This window comes from Cryobacterium sp. SO1 (assembly GCF_004210215.2).
In the GTDB taxonomy this organism is placed as follows: domain Bacteria; phylum Actinomycetota; class Actinomycetes; order Actinomycetales; family Microbacteriaceae; genus Cryobacterium.
The window spans coordinates 1,746,592-1,769,353 of record NZ_CP067394.1 but is presented as its reverse complement, the minus strand read 5'-3'; the positions used below and the strand labels follow the sequence as shown (position 1 = coordinate 1,769,353).

General features: G+C 67.5%; 20 protein-coding genes. 5 read left to right on the top strand and 15 right to left on the bottom strand.

Features of this window, described 5'->3' with window-relative positions:
* Positions 1 to 31: 31 nt before the first annotated feature.
* The 4 genes from BJQ95_RS08335 to BJQ95_RS08320 form a co-directional block, all read right to left on the bottom strand.
* Positions 32 to 619, bottom strand: a complete 588-nt coding sequence (locus tag BJQ95_RS08335) for a hypothetical protein (protein ID WP_130176617.1) — start codon at positions 617 to 619, stop codon at positions 32 to 34.
* A complete protein-coding gene (gene rsmH, locus BJQ95_RS08330; RefSeq protein WP_130176622.1) occupies positions 616 to 1,608 on the bottom strand; it encodes a 16S rRNA (cytosine(1402)-N(4))-methyltransferase RsmH in 993 nt (330 codons plus the stop codon). The genes BJQ95_RS08335 and rsmH overlap by 4 nt, the downstream gene beginning before the upstream one ends.
* A gap of 148 nt (positions 1,609 to 1,756) precedes the next feature.
* On the bottom strand, positions 1,757 to 2,188 hold the full coding sequence (mraZ, locus tag BJQ95_RS08325) for a division/cell wall cluster transcriptional repressor MraZ (RefSeq protein WP_130176618.1): 432 nt from the start codon (positions 2,186 to 2,188) through the stop codon (positions 1,757 to 1,759).
* A 348-nt stretch (positions 2,189 to 2,536) separates the two neighbouring features.
* Positions 2,537 to 2,917 carry a DUF3040 domain-containing protein gene (locus tag BJQ95_RS08320; RefSeq protein WP_130179241.1) on the bottom strand — a complete coding sequence of 127 codons (381 nt, stop codon included), beginning with the start codon at positions 2,915 to 2,917 and terminating at the stop codon, positions 2,537 to 2,539.
* 73 nt (positions 2,918 to 2,990) lie between these two features.
* Between BJQ95_RS08320 and BJQ95_RS08315 the strand changes: the two genes are divergently transcribed.
* Positions 2,991 to 4,136: a polyprenyl synthetase family protein gene (locus tag BJQ95_RS08315; protein ID WP_256041591.1), complete on the top strand. Its 1,146-nt coding sequence runs from the start codon at positions 2,991 to 2,993 to the stop codon at positions 4,134 to 4,136.
* A gap of 103 nt (positions 4,137 to 4,239) precedes the next feature.
* Here BJQ95_RS08315 and BJQ95_RS08310 read toward each other — a convergent pair whose 3' ends face one another.
* On the bottom strand, positions 4,240 to 4,608 hold the full coding sequence (locus BJQ95_RS08310) for an Rv2175c family DNA-binding protein (RefSeq protein WP_165385033.1): 369 nt from the start codon (positions 4,606 to 4,608) through the stop codon (positions 4,240 to 4,242).
* A gap of 229 nt (positions 4,609 to 4,837) precedes the next feature.
* Here BJQ95_RS08310 and BJQ95_RS08305 point away from each other — a divergent pair, with 229 nt between their 5' ends.
* Together BJQ95_RS08305 and pknB are read left to right on the top strand one after the other, a co-directional pair.
* On the top strand, positions 4,838 to 6,229 hold the full coding sequence (locus BJQ95_RS08305) for a LysM peptidoglycan-binding domain-containing protein (RefSeq protein WP_165385034.1): 1,392 nt from the start codon (positions 4,838 to 4,840) through the stop codon (positions 6,227 to 6,229).
* 91 nt (positions 6,230 to 6,320) lie between these two features.
* Positions 6,321 to 8,270, top strand: a complete 1,950-nt coding sequence (gene pknB, locus BJQ95_RS08300) for a Stk1 family PASTA domain-containing Ser/Thr kinase (protein ID WP_130179242.1) — start codon at positions 6,321 to 6,323, stop codon at positions 8,268 to 8,270.
* A 246-nt stretch (positions 8,271 to 8,516) separates the two neighbouring features.
* Here pknB and BJQ95_RS08295 read toward each other — a convergent pair whose 3' ends face one another.
* From BJQ95_RS08295 to BJQ95_RS08285, 3 genes are all read right to left on the bottom strand, one after another.
* Positions 8,517 to 9,860 carry a class II 3-deoxy-7-phosphoheptulonate synthase gene (locus tag BJQ95_RS08295; RefSeq protein WP_130179243.1) on the bottom strand — a complete coding sequence of 448 codons (1,344 nt, stop codon included), beginning with the start codon at positions 9,858 to 9,860 and terminating at the stop codon, positions 8,517 to 8,519.
* A 95-nt stretch (positions 9,861 to 9,955) separates the two neighbouring features.
* Positions 9,956 to 10,645, bottom strand: a complete 690-nt coding sequence (locus BJQ95_RS08290; protein WP_130179244.1) for a 1-acyl-sn-glycerol-3-phosphate acyltransferase — start codon at positions 10,643 to 10,645, stop codon at positions 9,956 to 9,958.
* An 81-nt stretch (positions 10,646 to 10,726) separates the two neighbouring features.
* Positions 10,727 to 11,674: an ROK family glucokinase gene (locus BJQ95_RS08285; protein ID WP_130179245.1), complete on the bottom strand. Its 948-nt coding sequence runs from the start codon at positions 11,672 to 11,674 to the stop codon at positions 10,727 to 10,729.
* 202 nt (positions 11,675 to 11,876) lie between these two features.
* On the opposite strand from BJQ95_RS08285, the gene BJQ95_RS08280 reads away from it, so the two are divergent.
* Positions 11,877 to 13,721 (top strand): long-chain fatty acid--CoA ligase, encoded by a 1,845-nt coding sequence (locus tag BJQ95_RS08280; RefSeq protein ID WP_130179246.1) that lies wholly within the window; start codon positions 11,877 to 11,879, stop codon positions 13,719 to 13,721.
* An 84-nt stretch (positions 13,722 to 13,805) separates the two neighbouring features.
* On the opposite strand, the gene BJQ95_RS08275 is transcribed toward BJQ95_RS08280, so the two are convergent.
* The 3 genes from BJQ95_RS08275 to BJQ95_RS08265 form a co-directional block, all read right to left on the bottom strand.
* The gene (locus BJQ95_RS08275; RefSeq protein WP_256041589.1) at positions 13,806 to 14,297 is read right to left on the bottom strand and encodes a peptide deformylase; all 492 of its coding nucleotides are present in this window, start codon (positions 14,295 to 14,297) and stop codon (positions 13,806 to 13,808) included.
* Positions 14,298 to 14,382: 85 nt separating this feature from the next.
* Positions 14,383 to 15,786, bottom strand: coding sequence for a MinD/ParA family protein (locus tag BJQ95_RS08270; RefSeq protein WP_240694946.1), 1,404 nt, complete (start codon positions 15,784 to 15,786; stop codon positions 14,383 to 14,385).
* Positions 15,787 to 15,842: 56 nt separating this feature from the next.
* Positions 15,843 to 19,247: a pyruvate carboxylase gene (locus BJQ95_RS08265; RefSeq protein ID WP_256041588.1), complete on the bottom strand. Its 3,405-nt coding sequence runs from the start codon at positions 19,245 to 19,247 to the stop codon at positions 15,843 to 15,845.
* Positions 19,248 to 19,324: 77 nt separating this feature from the next.
* On the opposite strand from BJQ95_RS08265, the gene BJQ95_RS08260 reads away from it, so the two are divergent.
* The gene (locus BJQ95_RS08260; protein ID WP_130176042.1) at positions 19,325 to 20,137 is read left to right on the top strand and encodes a ParA family protein; all 813 of its coding nucleotides are present in this window, start codon (positions 19,325 to 19,327) and stop codon (positions 20,135 to 20,137) included.
* Positions 20,138 to 20,214: 77 nt separating this feature from the next.
* Here the strand turns inward: BJQ95_RS08260 and BJQ95_RS08255 are convergent, their stop codons facing one another.
* From BJQ95_RS08255 to BJQ95_RS08240, 4 genes are all read right to left on the bottom strand, one after another.
* Positions 20,215 to 20,766, bottom strand: a complete 552-nt coding sequence (locus tag BJQ95_RS08255; protein ID WP_130176043.1) for a MerR family transcriptional regulator — start codon at positions 20,764 to 20,766, stop codon at positions 20,215 to 20,217.
* Positions 20,767 to 20,913: 147 nt separating this feature from the next.
* The gene (locus BJQ95_RS08250) at positions 20,914 to 21,612 is read right to left on the bottom strand and encodes a MerR family transcriptional regulator (RefSeq protein WP_130176044.1); all 699 of its coding nucleotides are present in this window, start codon (positions 21,610 to 21,612) and stop codon (positions 20,914 to 20,916) included.
* Positions 21,612 to 22,025, bottom strand: coding sequence for an FHA domain-containing protein (locus BJQ95_RS08245; protein WP_130176064.1), 414 nt, complete (start codon positions 22,023 to 22,025; stop codon positions 21,612 to 21,614). Before BJQ95_RS08245 ends, BJQ95_RS08250 begins: the two co-directional genes overlap by 1 nt.
* A 121-nt stretch (positions 22,026 to 22,146) precedes the next feature.
* Positions 22,147 to 22,731 carry a CDP-alcohol phosphatidyltransferase family protein gene (locus BJQ95_RS08240; RefSeq protein ID WP_240694556.1) on the bottom strand — a complete coding sequence of 195 codons (585 nt, stop codon included), beginning with the start codon at positions 22,729 to 22,731 and terminating at the stop codon, positions 22,147 to 22,149.
* Between the last annotated feature and the right edge of the window lie 31 nt (positions 22,732 to 22,762).

The window sequence follows — 22,762 nt, the reverse complement described above, 5'->3', positions numbered from 1 at the left end:
GTGGTCCTCCTGTATCGGACTGTACCGGCGTCTATCGAGTGGTCGGCGACGGCAGGCCGTCGGCTACCGTAACTGCTACAGGGGTTGTTCCGGCCGCAGGCGCGCCGGAGGCGACGCTGGCCCCCTGGCCGCCGGCGGGTACCTGGGTGACCAGCGGCACGCCGGTGAGCAGGGAGTTCGGGACCAGGCTGACGGCACCGGCCTGGCCGCCGCTGGCGGAGGTGGGAGCGCCGAGGACCGCGCCGTCGGAGAGCCGCAGGTAGGCCGGTGTGGAGTTGCTGACCATGCCGAGTGCTTCGGCGTTGGCCGCGAGGCTCTGCGGCGAGGACACCCGGATCAGGTCTTCGCTCACGCTGTCGGCTGTGCGGCCCAGTTCCACCTGGCTGGCGCGCAGGGCCGAGATCTCGTAGGCCCCCTGCGAGATCCCAACGCTCAGCAGCAGCTGGGCGATGACGATGGCGCCCACACAGGCTACGGCCGACAGTGCGTAGACGATCCGGGGACGCTTGTGCGTGCTCGGGCTGACGATCTCGATGTGACGGCGTTCGTCGGCGCCTGGGCGTTCGGTGAATTGGGGCCGCGCGTCAGCTGTCAGCACCCGGGCCAGGTTGTCGCTCATTCGGCTCTCCTCAGTCGTTCGGCGGCACGCAGGCGAACCGATGTTGCACGGGGGTTGATGGCTTTTTCTTCGTCGGATGCCAGTTCGGCGCCCCGGATCAGCAGGGTGAACAGCGGCTGGTGTTCCGGAAGCTCCACAGGCAGTCCCGCCGGGGCGCTGGAGGTCGACGCGGCGGCGAACATCCGCTTGACGATGCGGTCTTCGAGCGACTGGTAGGCCATCGAGACGATTCGGCCGCCGACGGCGACGGCTTCCATCGCGGCCGGGATAGCACGTTCGAGGACGGCCAGCTCCTGGTTGACCTCGATGCGCAGCGCCTGGAAGACCCGCTTGGCGGGGTGGCCCATTCGCTGAACGGCGACCGGGGTGACCTTGGTGATGACCTCGACGAGTTGGGCGGACCTGACGAAGGGAGTCGTTGTGCGCGCCTCAACGATCGCCTTGGCGTAGCGGCCGGCGAGCTTCTCTTCGCCATACTCCTGGAAGATGCGGCGAAGGTCGGCCTCGCTGTAATCGGCGAGGATCCGCTCGGCAGTGAGCGGAGAGGTGCTGTCCATGCGCATGTCCAGCGGGGCGTCCTTGGAGTAGGAGAAGCCTCGCTCGACCTGGTCGAGTTGCATGCTGGAGACTCCGAGGTCGAAGAGGATGCCCTGGACCTCGCTGATGCCGAGGCCGGCGAGGGCGTCGAGGATGCCGTCGTACACGGTGTGCACGAGGTGGATGCGGTCCCGGAATGGCTTGAGGCGCTCCTCGGCCACGGCCAGGGCGTCGAGGTCGCGGTCCAGCCCCACCAGGGTCAGATCCGGGAACCGGGTGAGCATGGCTTCGGCGTGGCCGCCCATGCCCAGCGTGGCGTCGACGAGGACCGCGCCGGGCTTGTCCAGCACCGGGCCGAGGAGTTCGATGCTGCGCTCGAGCAGCACCGGGGTGTGGATCTCGTTGAGCTGCGGTTTCTCGACCGGACGTTCGGGGGTGTTGTCGCTGTTCATCTCGTTGCTCGTGTTGTCGTCTGTGTTGTTGTCTGCGCTGGTGTTCATAGCTACCGGGGCTGGATCCTGGGGCCGGATCCCCATCCGTTCCGCCTGGCACCGGGGAAGTGTGTCAGGAGGGCAACGGCTGGGAGTCGGGCACCAGGAGCTAGAAGAGTCCCGGAATCACCTCCTCCGTGATGTTGGCGAACGAGGCTTCCTGCTCGATGAGATAGGCATCCCAGACCTCGGTGTCCCAGATCTCCACGCGGTTGCCCACGCCGATCACCGTGAGGTCGCGACCCAGGCCCGCATAGGCCCTCAGGTTGGCGGGGATGGTCACCCGGTTCTGTTTGTCGGGAGTCTCGGCGCTGGCGCCGGACAGGAAGACGCGGAAGAAGTCGCGTCCCTCCTTGCTGGTGATGGGCGCCTGGCGGATCTTCTCGTGCACGTCGTCGAAATCACGCGAGGTGAAGACGTAGAGGCAACGTTCCTGGCCGCGCGTCATCACGATGCCGGTCGAGAGGTCCTCGCGGAACTTGGCCGGCAGGATGACGCGTCCTTTTTCGTCGAGCCTGGGGGCATAGGTCCCGAGGAACATTCATCACCCCTCTCTTCCGGCCAAGGTCAGGTGTTGCTCCACTTTACTCCACTATCAACCACGATGTCCGAAAAACGCGCGATATTGCTGCGAAAGTGCCCAAATATTCCCCAGGAACACTGTGAATCACCGGGTGGAGGAAAATCCCACGTTTTGGATACTTTTGGGGCGGATTTGGGCACAAAAAAGGACCGGCATGATGGCCGGTCCTGCGGGCTGCGACGAAGTGGGCGAAAAGGGAGGGGTGCGGGGGTGGCGGGCGAGGTGAATGCAGAACGCCCGCCGTCTGGGTGACGGCGGGCGTTGTTGACTGCTGCTGAGCGTTACTGCTGCGTGGTGTGCACTTCGTTACTGCTGGCCGTCCTGGCGACGGTCCCAGCGATCATTGAGCTTGTCCATGAAACCCTGCTGGCTGCGCGCCTGCGCGGGGCGGCGGGACTGGTTGGCCGACGGCCTCGTCGCCCGGGCGGTGCGGCCGGGAGTGACGGCCAACAACACCCCCCCGAACATGATGATGAATCCGACGATGCCCAGCCAGAGCTGCTGCACCGCAACACCGGCGACAAGAGTCGCTATCCCGACGACGCCGGCGAGTACCCCCAGCACGATGGAACGGTAATTGGGGCGGAGGCGGGTACCTCCGACGCTCGCCACGAATTCGGCATCGTTGTGATAGAGACTGCGCTCCATCTCTTCGAGGAGTCGCTGCTCTTGTTCTGAAAGCGGCATCTCATTCCTCCAATTGGGGATCGAGCGGATTAGACCCTAATTCTAGTCCCGCCGAGATGGCTAGGCTAGGCGGGTGACCGAAAGCACTCGACTGGTCGATCTGGTTCATTCTCGTATCGACGAATTCATCAATACGCGTGAGTCAATTGTGACGACCATAAGTCCGGACCTTGCTGTCCTGGTGGACTTCTCACGGCAGTTTCTCAGCGGCGGCAAGCGGTTCCGCGCACAGTTCGCGCACCTCGGTTGGCAGAGCGTTCCGGCCCATGCCGAACCAGGCGCAGCGGGTCCGCTCGCGACCCCGCCGGGCAGCACCCTCGGCAGGAGTCTCGGCACCCCGACCGGCATCGTGTCCGTCGCCTCGGCGCTGGAGGTCTTCCACGCCGCCGCGCTCGTTCACGATGACATCATCGACAACTCCGACACCCGCAGGGGCGCCCCATCCGCGCACCGCCGTTTCGAGAGCCTGCACGCTGCCCAGGGCTGGGCCGGAAGCCCGGCCGACTTCGGCCGGGCCTCGGCGATCCTACTCGGCGATCTTCTGTTGGGCTGGAGCGATGAGCTGTTGGATGACGGACTCGATGACGCCGCGGACCGAGCCAGCGCCCGCCGGGCACGCAGGGAATTCAACCTCATGCGCACCGAGGTCACGGCCGGCCAGTACCTCGACATCCTCGAGGAACGTGCCTGGCTCGTGCAGCCGGAGGCCGAGCTGCTCGATCGGGCTGTTCGGGTCATAGTGTACAAGTCGGCCAAGTACAGCGTTCAGGCGCCGCTGGTGATCGGCGCGGCCCTCGCCGGCGCAACCGACGACCAGCTCGACACCCTGCGCGCCTTCGGCCTGCCGCTCGGTATCGCCTACCAGCTCAGGGACGACCTACTCGGCGTATTCGGGGACGCGGCAGTGACCGGCAAGCCCAGCGGAGACGACCTGCGGGAGGGCAAGCGTACGGTCCTGATCGCCCTGACCCGGGAACGCCTGGACCGGTCCGCGCGGCAGACCGTGGACAGCCTGCTCGGCCGTGCCGATCTGAGCGCGGACGAGATCTCCTCGCTGCAGCAGATCATCGTGGACAGCGGAGCCGTCGACCGGGTGGAGACGCTCATCCAACAGAACGTCGCCCAGGCCCTCGCGGTGCTGGACGGGTCGGATGTGGCCGACGGGGTCGGGGAGGAATTGATCGAATTCGCCGGCACCGTCACACGACGCGTCTTCTAGCGACGCGCCAGGCCGAGCTGCGGCTGGGCCAGACTGCGGCTAGGCCAGACTGCGGCTAGGCCAGACTGCGGCTAGGCCAGACTGCGGCTAGGCCAGATTGCGGCTAGGCCAGCGCCTGGGCGACGCGGCGCACCTCGGCCTTGCGACCGGCCAGGAGCGCGTCGATCGGCGGAACACCGAGGCTGTCATCCACCTGGATCAGCCACTCCATGGCCTGCTCGTCGGTGAACCCGTCGTCGGCGAGCACGATCAGTGTGCCGCGAAGCTCGCCGAGAGGCGCGCCATCGCGGATGAAGGACGCCGGCACGCTGACCTTGCCGTCGCGACGAACGGCGAGCAGGTGCTTGTCCTCAATGAGCTGCCGAACCCGGCTGTGGCTGAGGCCCAGAACCTCAACGAGGTCGGGAATGTCGAGCCACGCTGTTTCGGTCGAGGGGACGGAGTGCGGTTGAACTGAAGACGAATCGGTCACGCATCAAGCCTCCCACGATTCGGCATTGCCGACAAACCCCCGACGAGACCGCTCCACCCAGCAGACTGCCCGCCCTGAGCGGCCATTTTGGCGGATCCGTGCCTTTTCGCCAGACATCCTGCCTCGTACCCGCGTGGTTAATTGACTCGGCATACCATCTGTGTCAGCGTTGAGGACACGTCAGCTATCACTCAGGTGGTTGGCGCCAGCGGTCAACGAGCGGAGCGTTATGTCGGTTAGAGCCAGCAAGATCGAAACGGGTACGGTCCGACAGGACTCCCCCGTCGAGACGACAGGCTCGCCCGCCACCTCGAGCGCCTCCACACCAAGCTCGGCCAGGCACCGCCCGGCCACGACCGGAGTGCGGCGTTCCATCGGCGCCTTCGCCAGCATTCCCCTTGTTGTGGTGAGCACCATCGCGATCGTGCTGAACCTGGCGTCACCGGCTCAGGCCGCCACCGCCCTGAAAAAGCCGCTGAAGAGCCGCACCACACTGCCGCAGGCTATGCCCAAGCCGGTGCAGGTCGTACAGCCGGCCACGTCGACACCCGCGCCCAGCCAGTACACCGTTGTCGACGGCGACACCATCAGCGCAATCGCCGGAAAGTTCGGCCTGTCGACGGCGTCGGTCCTGGCCCTGAACGGTCTCGGCTGGTCCGCCGTGATCTTCCCCGGCCAGGTGCTCACCCTGTCGACGACCCCGCTCGCCGTCGCCGCCACCCCGGCCTCTGTCGCAACCGAACTCACCAGGTACACCATCCAGTCCGGCGACACCCTCAGCGGCGTCGCCGCCGCACACGGGGTGCCCACCGACGCCCTGTTCAGCGTGAACGGCCTCGGCAGCAACAGCATCATCTTCCCCGGCCAGGTCATCGTGCTGCCCGCCGCCGGCTCCGCCACCGCAACGGCCACCGCATCGACCACCGTTGCGACTGTCGCGGCGACGGCCACCACGACGTCGACGCCCGGCAGCCACACCGTGGTGGCCGGCGACACCCTGGACAAGGTCGCCACCGGCGCCGGCGTCTCGGTGCAGGCCGTACTCGAAGCCAACGGCCTGGGCTACTCGAGCATCATCTACCCCGGCCAAGTCCTCGCCCTTCCCAGTGCCGCGTCCGCCGGCACCGCGTCCGCCGGTTCGGCACCGGTTCTGGATGCCGCCCCGGCCGTCGTGATCACCCCGACGCCCACCCCGGCACAGGGAGCGGTGACACCGCTCACCGCTGAGATGACCGCGAACGCCAAACTCATCATCGCCGTCGGCCGGCAGGCCGGGGCCAACGACGCCGCGCTGGTGGTGGCCCTCGCCGCCGCCGCGCAGGAGTCGGGTTTGCGCAATGTCGACTACGGCGACCGGGATTCGCTCGGACTCTTTCAGCAGCGTCCCAGCTCCGGCTGGGGCAACGAGGCTCAGGTCATGGACGCCGAACGGTCCACCAGGGCGTTCTTCGGCGGAGCGGTGAACCCGAACCCCGGCGTCACCCGTGGCCTGCTGGACATCGAGGGCTGGGAGGCCATGACTCTCACCCAGGCCGCCCAGGCCGTGCAGATCTCCGGACACCCCGATCTGTACGCCAAATGGGAGACATCCGCCCGCAGTTGGCTCGCCGACCTCGGCTGAATCTCGCAATTGAGGTCTCAGTGACCGAATCGTGTCCCGCCGCGCTGCGGGCCGTCCAGAGGAACGCCCGAGTTTTCCGTAGACTCGACGGGTGACCGAAAGCCCCTCAGACCCCATGATCGGCCGTCTCATCGACGGCCGCTATCAGGTGCGCTCCCGGATCGCCCGCGGCGGTATGGCCACCGTGTACCTCGCCACCGACCTGCGCCTCGAACGCCGAGTGGCGATCAAGATCATGCACGGCCACCTGGCCGACGACAACGCCTTCCGCAGCCGCTTCATCCAGGAGGCCCGTTCCGCGGCCCGGCTCGCCCACCCCAACGTGGTGAACGTATTCGACCAGGGCCAGGATGCCGACATCGCCTACCTGGTGATGGAACACCTGCCCGGCATCACGCTGCGCGACCTGCTCAAGGACTACGGCCGGCTCACCCCGGAGCAGACCATGGACATCCTCGAGGCCGTGCTCTCCGGTCTCGCCGCCGCGCACAAAGCCGGGATCGTGCACCGCGACGTGAAGCCGGAGAACGTCCTGCTCGCCGACGACGGCCGCATCAAGATCGGCGACTTCGGTTTGGCGCGCGCCGTGAACAACAACACGGCCACCGGCCAGGCGCTGCTCGGCACCGTTGCATATCTCTCCCCCGAACTCGTCACCCGCGGCGTCGCCGACGCCCGCAGCGACATCTATGCGCTGGGCATCATGACCTACGAGATGCTCACCGGCGAACAGCCGTACGTGGGCGAGGCGCCCATGCAGGTGGCCTACCAGCACGCCAACGACACCGTGCCGATGCCCAGCCTGGTCGCGCCGGGCGTGCCCGGTGAGCTTGACGAGCTCGTGCTCTGGGCCACCGCGCGTGACCCCGAGGAGCGCCCGCGCGACGCCAGGGTGATGCTCGACCAGCTGCTCGACGTGGAGAAGCTGGTGCGGCCCCGCGAGGACACCGCCATGCAGGCAACGATGGTGCTGCCCCGGGGCGTTGCCGCCGCATCCGCCGACGCCGAAACCCAGATTCTCGGCCGGGGGCCGCTGACCACGGCCGCCATCGCCACGGACGCATCCGCTCGCGACGACGACGAACCCGACAACACCGCCCGACTCGCGGGGACGGCCACCAAGCGCCGCCGGCGGGGTTACTGGTTGTTCGCCCTGATCGTGCTCCTCGCGGCGCTGGCCGGCGGAGCGGGCTGGTACTTCGGTGTCGGCCCCGGATCGGAGATCCAGGTACCTTCGCTGGTGTCGGCGACCCCCGAGGACGCCACGGCCCAGCTCGAGGAGCTCGGTTTCGTCGCCGCGCAGGGCACCGAGTACAGCACCGATATCGCGGCCGGACTGATCGTCAGCACCGATCCGGGCGACGGCTCCAGAGTGCCCAAGGGCAGCACGGTGACACTGAACGTGTCGCAGGGCCCCGCACCCATCACGCTTCCGGTGCTGGCCGGCCTCAGCACGGATGCCGCGTCGCTGGCGATCGCCGAAGCCAAGGCAGTTCCGGGAACCATCGACGAGGTGTTCAACGGTGATGTCGAGGAGGGCCTGGTGATCTCGGCCAGCCGGGAGAGCGACGGCGGCGACGTCTCCCAGGGCGGTGACTACTTCGAGGGACTCAACGTCAACCTCACGGTGTCGCTCGGCGGTATCCCCGATGTCACCGGCGAGTCGGTCGACGACGCCATCAGCATCCTCGAAGACAAGAACCTCGTCGCCACCTCGGGCGAGGAGACCTACAGCGACGCCATCGCCGAAGGCGACGTCATCTCGGTCGCCGCCACGGAGGAAGGCCAGATCCGGGCCGGATCCACCCTCATCCTCACGGTCTCGCGCGGCCCGGAGCCGGTGGAGATCCCCAATGTCGTGGGTATGTCCTGGAACGAGGGCAAGCAGGTGCTCACCGACCTCGGCTTCGAACTGAACTACAACCTGGCCGCAGACGCCATCGCGGCGATCATCAGCATCAAGTCGACGGATCCGGCAGCGGGCACCCTCGCGGCCAAGGGCAGCTCGATCACGCTCACGCCCACCAACCCGTTCGGTTAGCGGGTACGTCACCGGGTCTCGACGGGCTCGACCAACGTACCGGTCCCGACAGGCACAGCGTGCAAGCACCGCGTGCCGACGAGCCCGCGTGACACGAGGTCGCAGACGAGCGGGGCCCAGACGCGAGATGCCCCGCTGCGGACGAGTTGCTCCGGCGTAGGGGAGCAGCTGGTCCGGAACGGGGCAACCGGGTGGAGCGGGACTGCGCGGGCGGGACTGCGCGGGCGGGACTGCGCGGGCGGGCGGTTAGCGCGCGGCCAGTTCCTCGGCCACCAGGAAGGCGAGTTCGAGGGACTGCATGTGGTTCAGGCGCGGGTCGCAGAGCGACTCGTAGCGGGTCGCCAGGGCGGCCTCGTCGATGTGCTCCGAGCCGCCGAGGCACTCCGTGACATCGTCGCCGGTGAGCTCGACGTGGATGCCGCCGGGGTGGGTCCCCACGGAGCGGTGCGCCTCGAAGAAGCCCTTGACCTCGTCGACGACGTCGTCGAAACGACGCGTCTTGTAGCCGGTGGGCGTCGTGACGCCGTTGCCGTGCATCGGATCGGTGACCCAGAGCGGCGTCGCGTCGCTGGCCTTGATGGCCTCGAGCAGCGGCGGCAGGGCGTCGCGGACCTTGCCGGCGCCCATCCGGGTGATGAAGGTCAGCCGGCCGGGCTCGCGGTTGGGGTCGAGCTTGTCGATCAGGCGCAGCATGTCGTCGATCGAGGTGCTCGGGCCGAGCTTGACACCGATGGGGTTGCGCACCCTGGAGAGGAAGTCCACGTGGGCGCCGTCGATCTCGCGGGTGCGTTCGCCGATCCAGACGAAGTGCGCCGAGGTGTTGTACGGCGTGCCGGTGCGGGAGTCGATGCGCGTCATGGGGCGCTCGTAATCCATCAGCAGGCCCTCGTGGCTGGTGTAGAACTCCGTGCGGCGCATGGCCTCGAAGTCGGCGCCGCAGGCGATCATGAACTTGATGGCGCGGTCGATGTCCTTGGCCAGGCCCTCGTAGCGCTGGTTGGCCGGGTTCTTCGCGAAGCCCTGGTTCCAGCTGTGCACCTGGCGGAGGTCGGCGAAGCCGCCCTGGGTGAAGGCGCGAATGAGATTGAGGGTGGATGCACTCGTGTGGTACGCCTTGACCAGCCGGTCGGGGTCCGCTTCGCGGGACTCCGGGGTGAAGTCGTACCCGTTGACGATGTCGCCACGGTAGGCGGGCAGGGTGACGTCGCCACGGGTCTCGAAGTCGCTGGAGCGCGGCTTGGCGAACTGGCCGGCCATCCGGCCCATCTTCACAACGGGCATGGACGCGCCGTAGGTGAGCACAACGGCCATCTGCAGCACGGTCTTGACCCGGTTACGGATCTGCTCGGCGGTGGCACCACTGAAGGTCTCGGCGCAGTCACCGCCCTGCAGCAGGAAGGCCTCACCGCGGGCGGCCTGGGCCAGGCGGTCGCGCAGGATGTCGACCTCGCCGGCGAAGACCAAGGGCGGCTGCGTGGCCAGCTCGGCGGATGCGGCCGCGACGGCATCCGCATCCGGCCAGGCCGGCTGCTGCTTGATGGGAAGCGTGCGCCAATAGTCCAGTCCGGCGATCACAGATTTGTCTGCCATTACAACCGGTTCGGTGGGGTCTACCACGGGACTGAGCCTGTTTTTCTCTTCTTCGGCCCGCGCATGCGCGGGCCTGGGGTGATCGATATTCGAGCCTAGCGTGAAAGGCTGGCGCGCTTCTCTTTGACACTGGTGGCGTAGACGTCGACGTACTCCTGAGTGCTGAGGCGGCGCAGTTCGTACATCAACTCGTCCGTCACGGAGCGCAACACGAACCTGTCACCCTCCATTCCCTCGAAGCGGCTGAAGTCGAGCGGCTCACCGATGACGATGCCGATCCGTCGCACCTTGGGGATGCGGGTGCCGGTCGGCATGGCCTTCTCGGTGTCGATCATGGCCACGGGAACGACGGGAACGCCAGCCTCCAGCACCATCCGGGCCACGCCGGTGCGGCCCCGGTACATGCGGGCATCCGGGCTGCGGGTGCCCTCGGGATAGATGCCGAGCGCTCCCCCGCCGTTCAGCACGGCCAGGCCGGTGTTCAGGGAGTCTTCCGACGCCTTGCCGCCGGAGCGGTCGATGGGCAACTGGCCGGTGGCCTTGAAGAATTGCCGGGTCGCCCAGCCTTTGAGGCCGGTGCCGGTGAAATACTCGCTCTTGGCCAGGAACACCACCCGACGTGGCACGACCAGCGGAAGGAACACCGAGTCGATGAACGACAGGTGGTTGCTCGCGAGAACCACGCCGCCCTCCTTGGGGATGTTGTCGAGCCCGATCACCCAGGGCCGGAAGAGGCCCAGCAGGATGGGGCCGGCCACAATATTCTTCATGAACCAGTAGAACATCGGTGTCCTTAAGTGAGCGAGGGCCGGTCAACGGCGTGGCGCACCGTCACACTCGGCACGGTCATACGCGGCACGAACAGCCTACTCACCGGTGACGTGTCGGCGGGCAAGGTCGGCAGCGCCGACGACGCCGGCGTCGTTGACCAGCTCGGCGATCGCGAACTCGGCCTCGGGGTGGTAGCCGCGGGCCGGGAGGTTGTCGAGATATGCCGTGCGGATCGGCTCGAGGAGGAGTTCGCCGGCCGCGGCGACCCCGCCACCGAACACGAACACCTGGGGGTCCAGCACTGCCGCGAGGCTCGAGCAGGCCTGGCCGAGCGACGCGCCCAGCTGACGGAGCGCCGCGAGGGCCCCCGGGTCGCCATCCTGGATGAACCGGCCGACATCCTTGCCGGTCAGCTTGCCCCGCTTGGAGCGCGCTGTCGCCAGCCCCAGGCCGATACCGCCGGCATCCGCGAACTCGTTCGCTATGCGCAGCAGCGCCCGGCCGGACCCGTACTGTTCGATGCAGCCGTGCGCGCCGCAGCCGCAGGGCAACCCGTCGGGCACCACTCGCATGTGGCCGAGCTCGGCTCCCACGCCGAAGCCGCCGCGGAACAGCTTGTCGTTGGACACGATGGCCCCGCCGACGCCGGTACCGATGGTGAGCGTGACCATGTCGCTGTACAACCGGCCGGCCCCGAAGCAGAACTCGGCCCATCCGGCCGCGTTGGCGTCGTTCTCGATGATGATGGGGATGGACAGGCGCGACTCAAGTTTTTCGCGCAACGGCTCGTTTCGCCAGTTGATGTTGGGCGCGTAGTAGACCGTGGACTGGGCCGCGTCGATGAACCCAGCGGCGGCCACTCCGGCGGCCACGACGTCCTCGCCCTCTGACAGCCCCTGGATCATCTCGACGACCGCGTTCTCGATCTCGCCGGGGTCCCCGGCGTTGGTGGGCCGGCGGTCCGACCTGATAATGGATCCGAATTCGTCGACGAGGGCACCGGCGATCTTGGTCCCGCCGATGTCAATCCCAATGGCGTGCACGAGCGCACCTTTCGTAGGTAGGGCAACAGTGTGTTCTTCAGGTCGGCTCTCAAACGGCACGGGGCACGCAGCAACCTGATCGACCACGCAAGGCACCCCCTAGAGTGTAGTAAATGACCACGCCGCCGGGAGAATCGCAGGTTCACCCCGAATCAGCGGCTAGAGTGAACGCACTTACCCGTCCGGTGCCAAAGGAGTTACCGTGAAACAGTTCGATGAGCCCGCCGTCGTCCCCGCCGACCCGAACGCGAACGTCACCGACCTTCTGGTCGACCGTCTTGCGCTGACCCCCAACCTGGTGTTGTTCTCCCGCCCGGACAACGGAGGCTGGCTACCGGTCACCACCGCCGAGTTCCACGCGGAGGTCGTCGCCTTGGCCAAGGGATTGGTCGCTGCCGGCGTACAGCCCGGCGACAAGATCGGCTTGACCTGCAAGACCCGCTACGAGTGGACCCTGATCGACTTCGCCGTCTGGTTCGCCGGCGCCGTGCTCGTGCCCGTCTACGAGACGAGCTCGCCCAGCCAGGTGCAGTGGATTCTCAGCGACTCCGGCGCCACGGCGCTGATCGTGGAGACTGCGGACCACTTCGCCCGCTTCGACGAGGTGCATCCGGAGCTGCCGAACGTCGAGACGGTCTGGCAGATCGATCTGGGCGACCTGGACAAGCTCGCCGCCAGGGGCGTCGATGTTCCGGATGCCGAGATCGATCGCCGCCGTCGCCTGGCCGTGGCCTCGGACATCGCCACCCTGATCTACACGTCGGGCTCCACCGGCCGACCCAAGGGCTGTGTGCTCAGCCACGGCAACTTCGTCGAGACCAGCCGGAACGCCGGGATCGCGCTCAAGCCCGTCCTCACCGACGAGAACGGCGCATCCACCCTGCTGTTCATCACGACCGCCCACGTCTTCGCTCGCTTCATCGCGGTGCTGTGCGTGCACGGCGGCGTCAGGGTGGGCCACCAGCCGGACACCCGGCAGTTGCTCCCGTCGCTGGGCAGTTTCAAGCCGACGTTCCTGCTTGCGGTCCCCCGGGTCTTCGAGAAGGTCTACAACTCCGCCGAGCAGAAGGCCGAGGCCGGCGGCAAGGGCAAGATCTTCCTGGCCGCCTCTGACGTCGCCGTGGCACACTCGAAGCTGGTCGAGGCCGGCGAACGGATCCCGCTGGGCATGAAGATCAAGTTCGCCCTGTTCGACAGGCTCGTCTACAGCAAGCTGCGCACGGCGATGGGCGGCAACGTCAAGTTCGCCGTGTCCGGCTCCGCCCCGCTCGGCGCTCACCTTGGTCACTTCTTCCACAGCCTGGGCATCGTGATCCTCGAGGGTTACGGCCTGACCGAGACCACAGCCCCCGCGACGGTGAACCTGGCCACCAAGTCGAAGATCGGCAGTGTCGGCCCGGCCCTGCCCGGCGTCTCAGTGCGCGTCATGGATGACGGGGAGATCGAGGTGAAGGGGGTCAACGTCTTCACCGAGTACTGGAAGAACCCCGAAGCCACCGCGGCCGTTTTCGACGACGGCTGGTTGAAGACCGGTGACATCGGCGCGCTGGACGACGACGGTTTCCTTTCCATCACGGGGCGCAAGAAGGAGATCATCGTCACCGCCGGCGGCAAGAACGTCGCCCCGGCGGCCCTCGAGGACCCGATCCGGTCCAACCCGCTGGTCGGCCAGGTCGTCGTTGTCGGCGACCAGAAGCCGTTCATCGCCGCACTGGTCACCCTCGACCCTGAGATGCTCCCGGTCTGGCTGAACAACAACCACGAAGACGCCACAATGTCGCTCATCGACGCGTCCGTGCATCCGAAGGTCCTCGCCGAGGTGCAGCGGGCCATCGACCACGCCAACGAGTCGGTGTCACGGGCGGAGTCCATCCGGAAGTTCGTGGTGCTTCCGATCGAGCTCACCGAGGCGGCGGGCTACCTCACCCCGAAGATGAGCATCAAGCGCGACCTGATCCTGCGCGACTTCGCGGCCGAGATCCAGAACCTTTACGGCGCCAACCCGACGACGGCGGCCGTACCGGTGCGCGATCGGGTGCAGGACTAGACAGCGCCGGCTGTTCCGACAACGAGCTGTTCCGAAAACGAGCTGCCCCGCCGAGGCGGGGCAGCTCGTTTTCGCATCCGGGGTTCAGAACCAGTCGGACTCGCGGACTTCCTTCATCGCGGCCCGACGGTTCTCCTTGTCCAGCCGGTCCAGGTAGAGTAACCCGTCCAGGTGGTCAGTCTCGTGCTGCAACGCCTGGGCCATCAGTCCCTCGCCGGCGACAGCGACCGGATTGCCGTCGAGGTCCATGCCGGTGACCCTGGCGAACGGATACCGCTTGGTCGGGTACCACAGGCCGGGTACGGACAGGCAACCCTCGTCGACCAGCTCGGGCTCCCCCGCCAGTTCCACCAGGACCGGGTTCAGGATGTAGCCGATGTGGCCGTCGATGTTGTAGCTGAACGCGCGCAGGTTGACGCCGATCTGGGCGGCGGCCACCCCGGCCCGGCCGGGCAGCTTCACGCTGTCGACAAGGTCTTCGACGAGGCTCCGCACCCGGGCGTCGATGGCACCGATCGGCTCCGAGCGGGTTTTGAGGACGGGGTCGCCCAGTAGGCGGATCTGACGTTCGGGCACGGGAGACTCTCTTCGGATGGAACGGCGGGTTCGGCGATGGTGCGGCGTTGGTGGGAGGGGTAGGACAGGTCGTGCGGGGCGAGACTCAGACGCGGCGTTCGGCCGGCAGTCCTTCGACGACGAGGGCGGCAAGGGTGCGCGCGGCCAGTCGAGTGATCGGCTTGAGGTCCTTGAAGGAGACCACACTGCCGGCGGCCAGTTGTGGGTCGTACGGGATCCGCACGATCTCGCGAACCCTGGAGCGGAAGTGCGATTCGATCTCCTCGAGCTTGACAAGGTTGGTGCCCTGGGTCGCCGTGTTGAGAGCGACGATCGCGTTGCGCACGAGTTCGCCATAGCCGTTGGCCTCGAGCCAGGTGAGGGTTTCGGAGGCCAGCCGGGCCTCGTCCACGCTGCCGCCGGACACGATCACGATGGAGTCGGCGCGCTGCAGGGTGGCCCGCATGACCGAGTGCACGATGCCGGTGCCGCAGTCGGTCAGAACGATCGAGTAGAACCGCGCGGCGAGGTCGGCGACGACGTTGTAGTCGTTCTCGTCGAATGCCTCGCTCAGGAGCGGGTCGGTGTCGCTGGCCAGGATGTCCAGCCGGGTCTCGTCCCTGGACACCAGCACGGAGAAGTCGGTGAAGCCGCCGATGGAGGCGGCCTTCGTGACGACATCGCGCACCGTTGACCTGGTCTGCTTGGAGACCCGTTCGGAGAGGGTGCCCCGGTCGGGGTTGGCGTCGACGGCGATGATCCGGTCTTCCCTGGCGTCGGCCATGGCCATGCCGAGCAGGGCGGTGACGGTGGTCTTGCCCACACCGCCCTTACGGGTGAGGATCGGCACGAATCTCGCCCCACCCTCGAACTGCTTCCGGATGCGCTCGTCCATCGCCTGGTGGGCGCGTACGGCGGCCGAGTCGCCCAGGTTGATGAGGTGGAACGAGGCCCTGTAGACGAACCGGTTCCAGCTGCCGTTCGGCGGCCGCCTGGTCTTGCGGTTGACCTCGAGCAGGCGGTCGGACGTGAGCATCGACGCGGACTCCGGGGCAAGGGCATCCGCACGGCTGCGGTCGCGCCGGCTGGCCGTGGCGGCGTTCGTCGGACCGGTACTCAGCGACAGGGCCGCCGCCGCGGTGCCGCTCACGCCGAGCGGAGCAGCGACCTCGCGGGCGCGCTGCGGCGTGACGATCTCGATGGTGTGGGTGCCCGGGTGGGTGGTGCCCGGTGCGGAGACGTCCGACCGGGTGGCCCCGCGGGCAGAACCGTCGGCCGCCGAGGTGCGCAGCACGGCGGACCGGGTCAGGCCGGGGCTCCCGAGAGGGGCGCCCAGGCTGTCCGGCAGCGCCGCGGCCAGATTGTCGAAGGTGTGCGGCGGCAGCTCGCTGTGGTACTCGTCGCCGGGTCGCGTCGCTGTGGTCGCGGCGCCGGCCCCGGTCTCCGCCGGGGCCAGCTGGCCGTCACCCTCGTCGTGCGGTTGGGCATCGTCTGTCCGTCGATCTGTCACAGCAGACTCCTCGTTCTTCCACGGGCCTGGGAATGGGGCCCAAATCAGGCCTCAGCCTAGCGCGGCCGCACCACCACGAGCAGGTCTCCAGCGTCGACCTGCTGCGTCGCGGGGATCGCGACCCGTTCCACGACGCCGGCGATGGGCGAGGTGATCGCCGCTTCCATCTTCATGGCCTCGATGGAGGCGACGCTCTGGCCGGCCGCGACGACGTCGCCCTCGGCGACCTGCAGGGTGACCACACCGGAGAACGGCGCGGCAACCTGGCCGGGCTGGTTGGCGTCGGCCTTCTCCGCAGCCTTGGTGACCACGGCGATGCTGCGGTCCCGCACGAAGACCGGACGCAGCTGGCCGTTGAGGATGGTCATGACCGTGCGCATGCCCTTGTCGTCGGCCTCGCCGATCGCCTCAAGGCCAACGTAGAGCCGGACCCCCTTGTCGATCTCGACTGAGTGCTCGGTGCCCTGGCGCAGGCCGTAGAGGTAGTCGACGGTGTCCACAACGGACAGGTCGCCGAAGAGCTCGCGGATCTGCTGGAAGTGCCGGGTGGGGGCGGGGAAGAGCAACTGGTTGAGCATGCCGCGGCGGGTGGGGCTGTCGCCGTCCAGCGCGCCTCGCTCCTCGTCGGTCAGCTCGGTGGTGCTGACCCGGATGTTGCGTCCCTCGAGCACCTTGGTGCGGAAGGGCTCCGGCCAGCCTCCGGGCAAGTCGCCCAGTTCGCCGGCCATGAACCCGACCACGGAGTCGGGCACGTCGTACTTGGCCGGGTTGGCCTCGAAGTCGGCCGGGTCGGCGTTGACAGCGGCGAGGTAGAGGGCCAGGTCACCGACGACCTTGGACGACGGCGTCACCTTGGGCACGCGGCCCAGGATGCTGTTCGCCGCGGCGTACATGTCCTCGATGAGCTCGAAGTCGTCGGCCAGGCCCAGCGCCACGGCCTGGGTGCGCAGGTTGGACAGCTGACCGCCGGGGATTTCGTGCTTGTACACGCGGCCGGTCGGGGCGCGCAGGCCCGATTCGAACGGGTGGTAGACCCGGCGCACGTCTTCCCAGTACGGCTCGAGGTCGCACACGTTCTGCAGCGAGATGCCCGTGTCGCGCTCGGTGTGCACGAGCGCGGCCACGAGCGACGAGGCCGAGGGCTGGCTGGTGGTGCCGCCCATCGGGGCGCTGGCCACGTCCACAGCGTCGGCGCCGGCGCCGGACGCCGCGAGCAGCGTCGCCAGCTGGCCGCCGGGGGTGTCGTGGGTGTGCACGTGCACCGGCAGGTCGAAGCGTTCGCGGAACGCCGTGACGAGCTTCTCGGCCGCGGCCGGACGCAGCAACCCGGCCATGTCCTTGATGGCCAGGATGTGCGCGCCCGACGCCACGATCTGGTCGGCCAGGCGCAGGTAGTAGTCCAGGGTGTAGAGGTTCTCGGCCGGGTCGAGCAGGTCACCGGTGTAGCAGACCGCGACCTCGGCAACACTGGTGCCGGTGTTCAGCACCGCGTCGATGGCCGGGCGCATCTGGTTGACGTCGTTGAGGGCGTCGAAGATGCGGAAGATGTCGACACCGGAGTCGCTGGCCTCGCGGACGAAGGCATCCGTTACCTCGGTGGGGTAGGGGGTGTAGCCCACCGTGTTGCGGCCGCGCAGCAGCATCTGGATGTTGATGTTGGGCAGGGCCTCCCGCAGGGCGCCGAGGCGCTCCCACGGGTCTTCGCCGAGGAAGCGCAGTGCGACGTCGTAGGTGGCACCTCCCCAGGCCTCGACCGAGAGCAGCTCGGGGGTCAGCCTGGCGACGTACGGGGCGACGGCGACGAGGTCCTTGGTGCGCACCCGGGTGGCCAGGAGCGACTGGTGGGCGTCACGGAAAGTGGTGTCGGTGACGGCCAGAGCGGTCTGCGCGCGCAGGGCGCTGGCGAAGCCGACAGGGCCGAGCAACTGCAGCTTCTGCCGGGAGCCCTCGGGTGCCGGCACGGTGAGGTCGATCTTCGGCAGCTTCTCGGCCGGGTTCAACAGGGTGATCGGCACGCCGTTGGGCTGGTTGACGGTGACATCGGCCAGCCAGTTGAGGATCTTCGTGCCGCGGTCCTTGGAGGCTCGTCCGCGCAGCAGCTGCGGGCGCTCTTCGATGAACGAGGTGCTCAGGTCGCCGGCTGCGAAGTCGGGGTCTTCGAGCACGGCCTGCAGGAACGAGATGTTCGTGGAGACGCCGCGGATGCGGAACTCGGCCAGGGCACGCTTGGAACGGGTGACCGCCGAGGCATAGTCGCGGCCGCGGCAGGTGAGCTTGGCGAGCATCGAGTCGAAGTGCGGGCTGATCTGGGCGCCCGGGTTGATAGTGCCGCCGTCCAGGCGGATGCCGGCGCCGCCGGGCGAGCGATAGGTGGTGATCTTGCCGGTGTCGGGGCGGAACCCGCTGGTGGGGTCTTCGGTGGTGATCCGGCACTGCAGGGCGAAACCGCGCAGCTTGATCGAGTCCTGGCTGAGGCCCAGGTCGGCGAGGGTCTCCCCCGCGGCGATGCGGATCTGGGACTGCACGAGGTCGACGTCGGTGACCTCTTCGGTGACGGTGTGCTCAACCTGGATGCGCGGGTTCATCTCGATGAACACGTGCTGGCCGGCGCGCTCGCCCACGGTGTCGAGCAGGAACTCGACGGTGCCGGCGTTGACGTAGCCGATCGACCTGGCGAAGGCGACGGCATCCTTGTGCAGGCGCTGGCGGATCTCTTCGGGCAGGTTGGGGGCCGGCGCGATCTCGATGACCTTCTGGTGACGCCGCTGCACGGAGCAGTCCCGCTCGAACAGGTGCACGGTCTCGCCGGTGGCATCCGCGAGGATCTGCACCTCGATGTGGCGGGGGCGGAGCACGGCCTGCTCGAGGAACATGGTGGGATCGCCGAAGGCGCTGTTGGCCTCCCGCATGGCTTCTTCGAGCGAACCGCGCAGGTCGGCCATCGTGGCGACGCGGCGCATGCCGCGCCCGCCACCGCCGGCGACGGCCTTGGCGAAGATCGGGAAACCGATCTCCTCGGCGGCCGCGATGAGCTCCTCGACGTCGCGCGACGGTGCGCTGGACTTGAGGACCGGAACACCGGCGGCGATGGCGTGTTCCTTGGCGGTGACCTTGTTGCCGGCCATTTCGAGCACGTGCGAGCCAGGGCCGATGAAGGTGATGCCGGCGGCCTTGGCCGCTTCGGCGAGCTCGGGGTTCTCGGAGAGGAATCCGTAGCCGGGGTAGATGGCGTCGGCGCCGCTCTCCCGGGCCACCCGGATGATCTCGGCGACATTCAGGTAGGCGCGCACCGGGTGACCCGGTTCGCCGATCTCGTAGGCCTCGTCGGCCTTCAGCCGGTGCAGCGAGTTACGGTCTTCGAACGGGAAGACCGCGACGGTTTTCGCTCCCAGTTCATAGGCGGCGCGGAATGCGCGGATTGCTATCTCTCCACGGTTGGCGACGAGGATTTTAGTGAACATAGAGACCTTTCGATCCGGGAGCGGCGCACAGCTGACGGTTAGGTTCTCTAAGACTAGTGAAGGTAACGTATCTACTTGTGCACGTACTTAGCGTTAGCTCCCTCAAGGGAGGGGTAGGCAAGACCACGGTAACCCTTGGTCTGGCTTCTGCCGCCTTCGCCCGCGGTGTTCGGACCCTCGTGGTCGACCTCGATCCGCAATCAGATGTCTCTACCGGGCTCGACATCCAGCTCGCCGGCCACCTCAATGTCGCCGACGTTCTGGCTTCGCCGAAGGAGAAAGTCGTGCGCGCAGCCATTGCGCCCAGCGGCTGGACCCGTGGCCGGCCCGGCACGATCGACGTCATGATCGGCAGCCCCTCGGCCATCAATTTCGACGGCCCGCACCCCAGCATCCGGGACATCTGGAAGCTCGAGGAGGCCCTCTCCACCGTGGAGAAGGACTATGACCTGGTGCTGATCGATTGCGCCCCGTCGCTGAACGCCCTCACCCGCACCGCGTGGGCCGCGAGCGACCGGGTTGCCGTGGTCACCGAACCCGGCCTGTTCTCGGTCGCCGCCGCTGACCGGGCCCTGCGCGCGATCGAAGAGATCCGCCGTGGCCTCAGCCCGCGCCTGCAGCCGCTGGGCATCATCGTCAACCGTGCCCGCACGGCGTCGCTGGAGCACCAGTTCCGGATCAAGGAACTACGGGACATGTTCGGCCCGCTGGTACTCAGCCCCCAGCTGCCCGAGCGCACCAGCCTGCAGCAGGCCCAGGGCGCGGCGAAGCCGTTGCACACCTGGCCCGGTGACAGCGCCCAGGAGATGGCGCACTACTTCGACCAGCTCCTGGACCGGGTGCTGCGCACCGCGCGCATCGGCGAGTACGCGGAAGTTCCCACGAGCTAGCGCCGTACGCTCTCGCGACCTGTGAGAAAAGCCCCGAAACGCGTGCGTTTTCGGGGCTTTTCTCTCAGTTCGCGGGGTTAGGAGACTTTGCGGGAGACCCGTCGGGCGGCCAACTCGTCGGAGGGGTCGCTGGACTGGGTGTTGAGTTCGACGAGGGTGGTCTCCACTTCGCGCAGGACCTTGCCTACGGCGATGCCGAAAACACCCTGGCCGCGGCTGACCAGGTCGATGACCTCGTCGTTGGAGGTGCAGAGGTAGACGCTGGCGCCGTCGCTCATGAGGGTGGTCTGGGCCAGGTCGTTGACGCCGGACTCGCGCAGTTGGTTGACCGCGGTGCGGATCTGCTGCAGGGAGATGCCGGTGTCGAGCAGGCGCTTGACAAGCTTGAGCACCAGGATGTCGCGGAAGCCGTACAGACGCTGCGAGCCGGAGCCGGCGGCGCCGCGGACGGTGGGTTCGACGAGTTCGGTGCGGGCCCAGTAGTCGAGCTGGCGGTAACTGATGCCCGCGGCTCGGGCGGCGACCGCGCCCCGGTAGCCGGAGTTCTCATCGAGTTCAGGCATGCCGTCGGTGAAGAGCAGTCCCTGACCGTACCGAGACGAATCGTCTCGGGGATTGAGCTCACTCATGCGCGCCTCTCGGGGGTGGATGCGAACCTTCAGGCCGCACTTCAACGTTAGCGAGGCCGGGGGCCTCAACCGATGACATCCGTCCGAACGTCTCGGCGTGTCGAAGGAACCCGGTAGATTCGCTGAGCTGAACTTTCAGTCTACGACTTATTTGGTCAGGCGGCCCAGGGCCGAGCGGATGAGGCTGCCGCGGATCACCTCGAGCTGGCCGGCGATCTCCACGGCCATTTCGGCCGCCTTGGCGCGGCTGGAGGCGTCCTTGCGACGGGCCAGGGGAACCAGGGCGCTCTCGATCAGGCCGAGCTCGCGTTCAGCGGCCCCGCGGAAGCCGCGGAGATGCCGGGGCTCGATCCCGCTGCGTTGCAGGTCCACCAGGGCACGGAGCACCTTGAGGGCGTCGTCGCCGTAGTGTTCGGCGGGCACGATGATCGAGGCTGTGACGGCGTCGTGCAAAAGCGTGGAGGAGGCGCCCGACTCGCGCAGCAGGTCGTCGCGGGTGTAACGCCTGGCGATCACGAGGATGCTCGGACCCGGGGCGCCGCCGCCGGGGAGCACGGGTGACAGACCGGAATCGAGGTCGTCCAGGTAGGCGCGAATGACCTTCAGGGGCAGGTAGTGGTCGCGCTGCATAGACAGGATCAGTCGCAGCCGATCCAGGTCGCCGCTGTCGAACTTGCGGTAGCCGGATTCGGTGCGCGCTGGGGAGACAAGTCCCTGTTCCTCGAGGAAACGCAGTTTGGAGGGGGTCAGGTCGGGGAATTCAGGTGTCAACCGGGCCAGGACCTGGCCGATACTCAAGAGTGACGTCGCGCCCGGCAGTCTGGCCTGGGCGGAGGACGCCGGCACTAGTCGCTCGCCAGGTGAACGAGGTCGAGCCGCGAGGCGTAGAACGTGAGACGGAACTTGCCGACCTGTACTTCGGAACCGTCGGTGAGGGCGGCCAGGTCGATGCGTTCGCCATCGAAGTACGTGCCGTTGAGCGAGCCAAGGTCTTTCACCCGGAACGCCCGGCCGTTGCGCAGAAATTCCGCGTGCCGGCGGGACACCGTGACGTCATCGAGGAAGATGTCGGCGTTGGGGTGTCGTCCCACCGTGGTGAGATCGGCGTCCAGGAGGAACCGGGCACCGGAGTTGGGGCCGCGGCGCACCACCAGGAGGGCGGATCCAGAGGGCAGGGCCGCAATGGCTTCCTGTTCCTCGACGGTGACATTGGCGTCGAGTGCGGCCAACGACGCCGCGAACTCCTGGCTGAACGTCATCGTCGTATCGACGTTCCCCGTGGCATTCTCGGGCGCCACCCTACGCTCGGGTTCTTTCTTCTCGTCGGAATCGACCACCGTGCACCTCCTACGGGTAAATCGTATCGGATGGATGGGGCCTTCAAGCGCGCGGCAGGCGAATCACCCGAACGGTTTCGATCGCGTAGATCACGCCGGCCCACCAGTACAGGTACGCGCCCCACAGGCCGAAGGCCCATCCGACGGGCTGGGACCACCAGGACAGCTCCGGGAACGCCTGGCCGAGCATGATCATCGGCAGTGCATAAAAAAGACAAAAAGTCGCCACCTTGCCCAGCTGATGCACAGGAAGCGGACCGAAACCGTGGTTGGCCAGCACAACGCCCAACCCGAGCAGGAACACGTCACGGCCGACGACGACGACGACGATCCACCACGGCACCAGATCGCGCCAGGCCAGACCGATCAGCGCGGCGAAGATGTACAGCCGGTCCGCGGCGGGATCGAGCAGCTGTCCCAGCCGGGTGATCTGATTGAATGCGCGAGCGATCGCGCCGTCCAGGAAGTCGGTGAGGCTGGCGACAGCGAGGACCAGGAGCGCCCAGGCGTCCTCGCCGTTGACCAGCAGGCCGAGAAAGACCGGAACCAGCGCCAGTCGAAGGAAACTGAGCAGATTCGGCACCGTCAGCACCCTAGAGCTGAGGTCGGTTGGAACGGGCCCGGTCACGAGACGAGTCTACCGAGGAGCCGGCCGACCG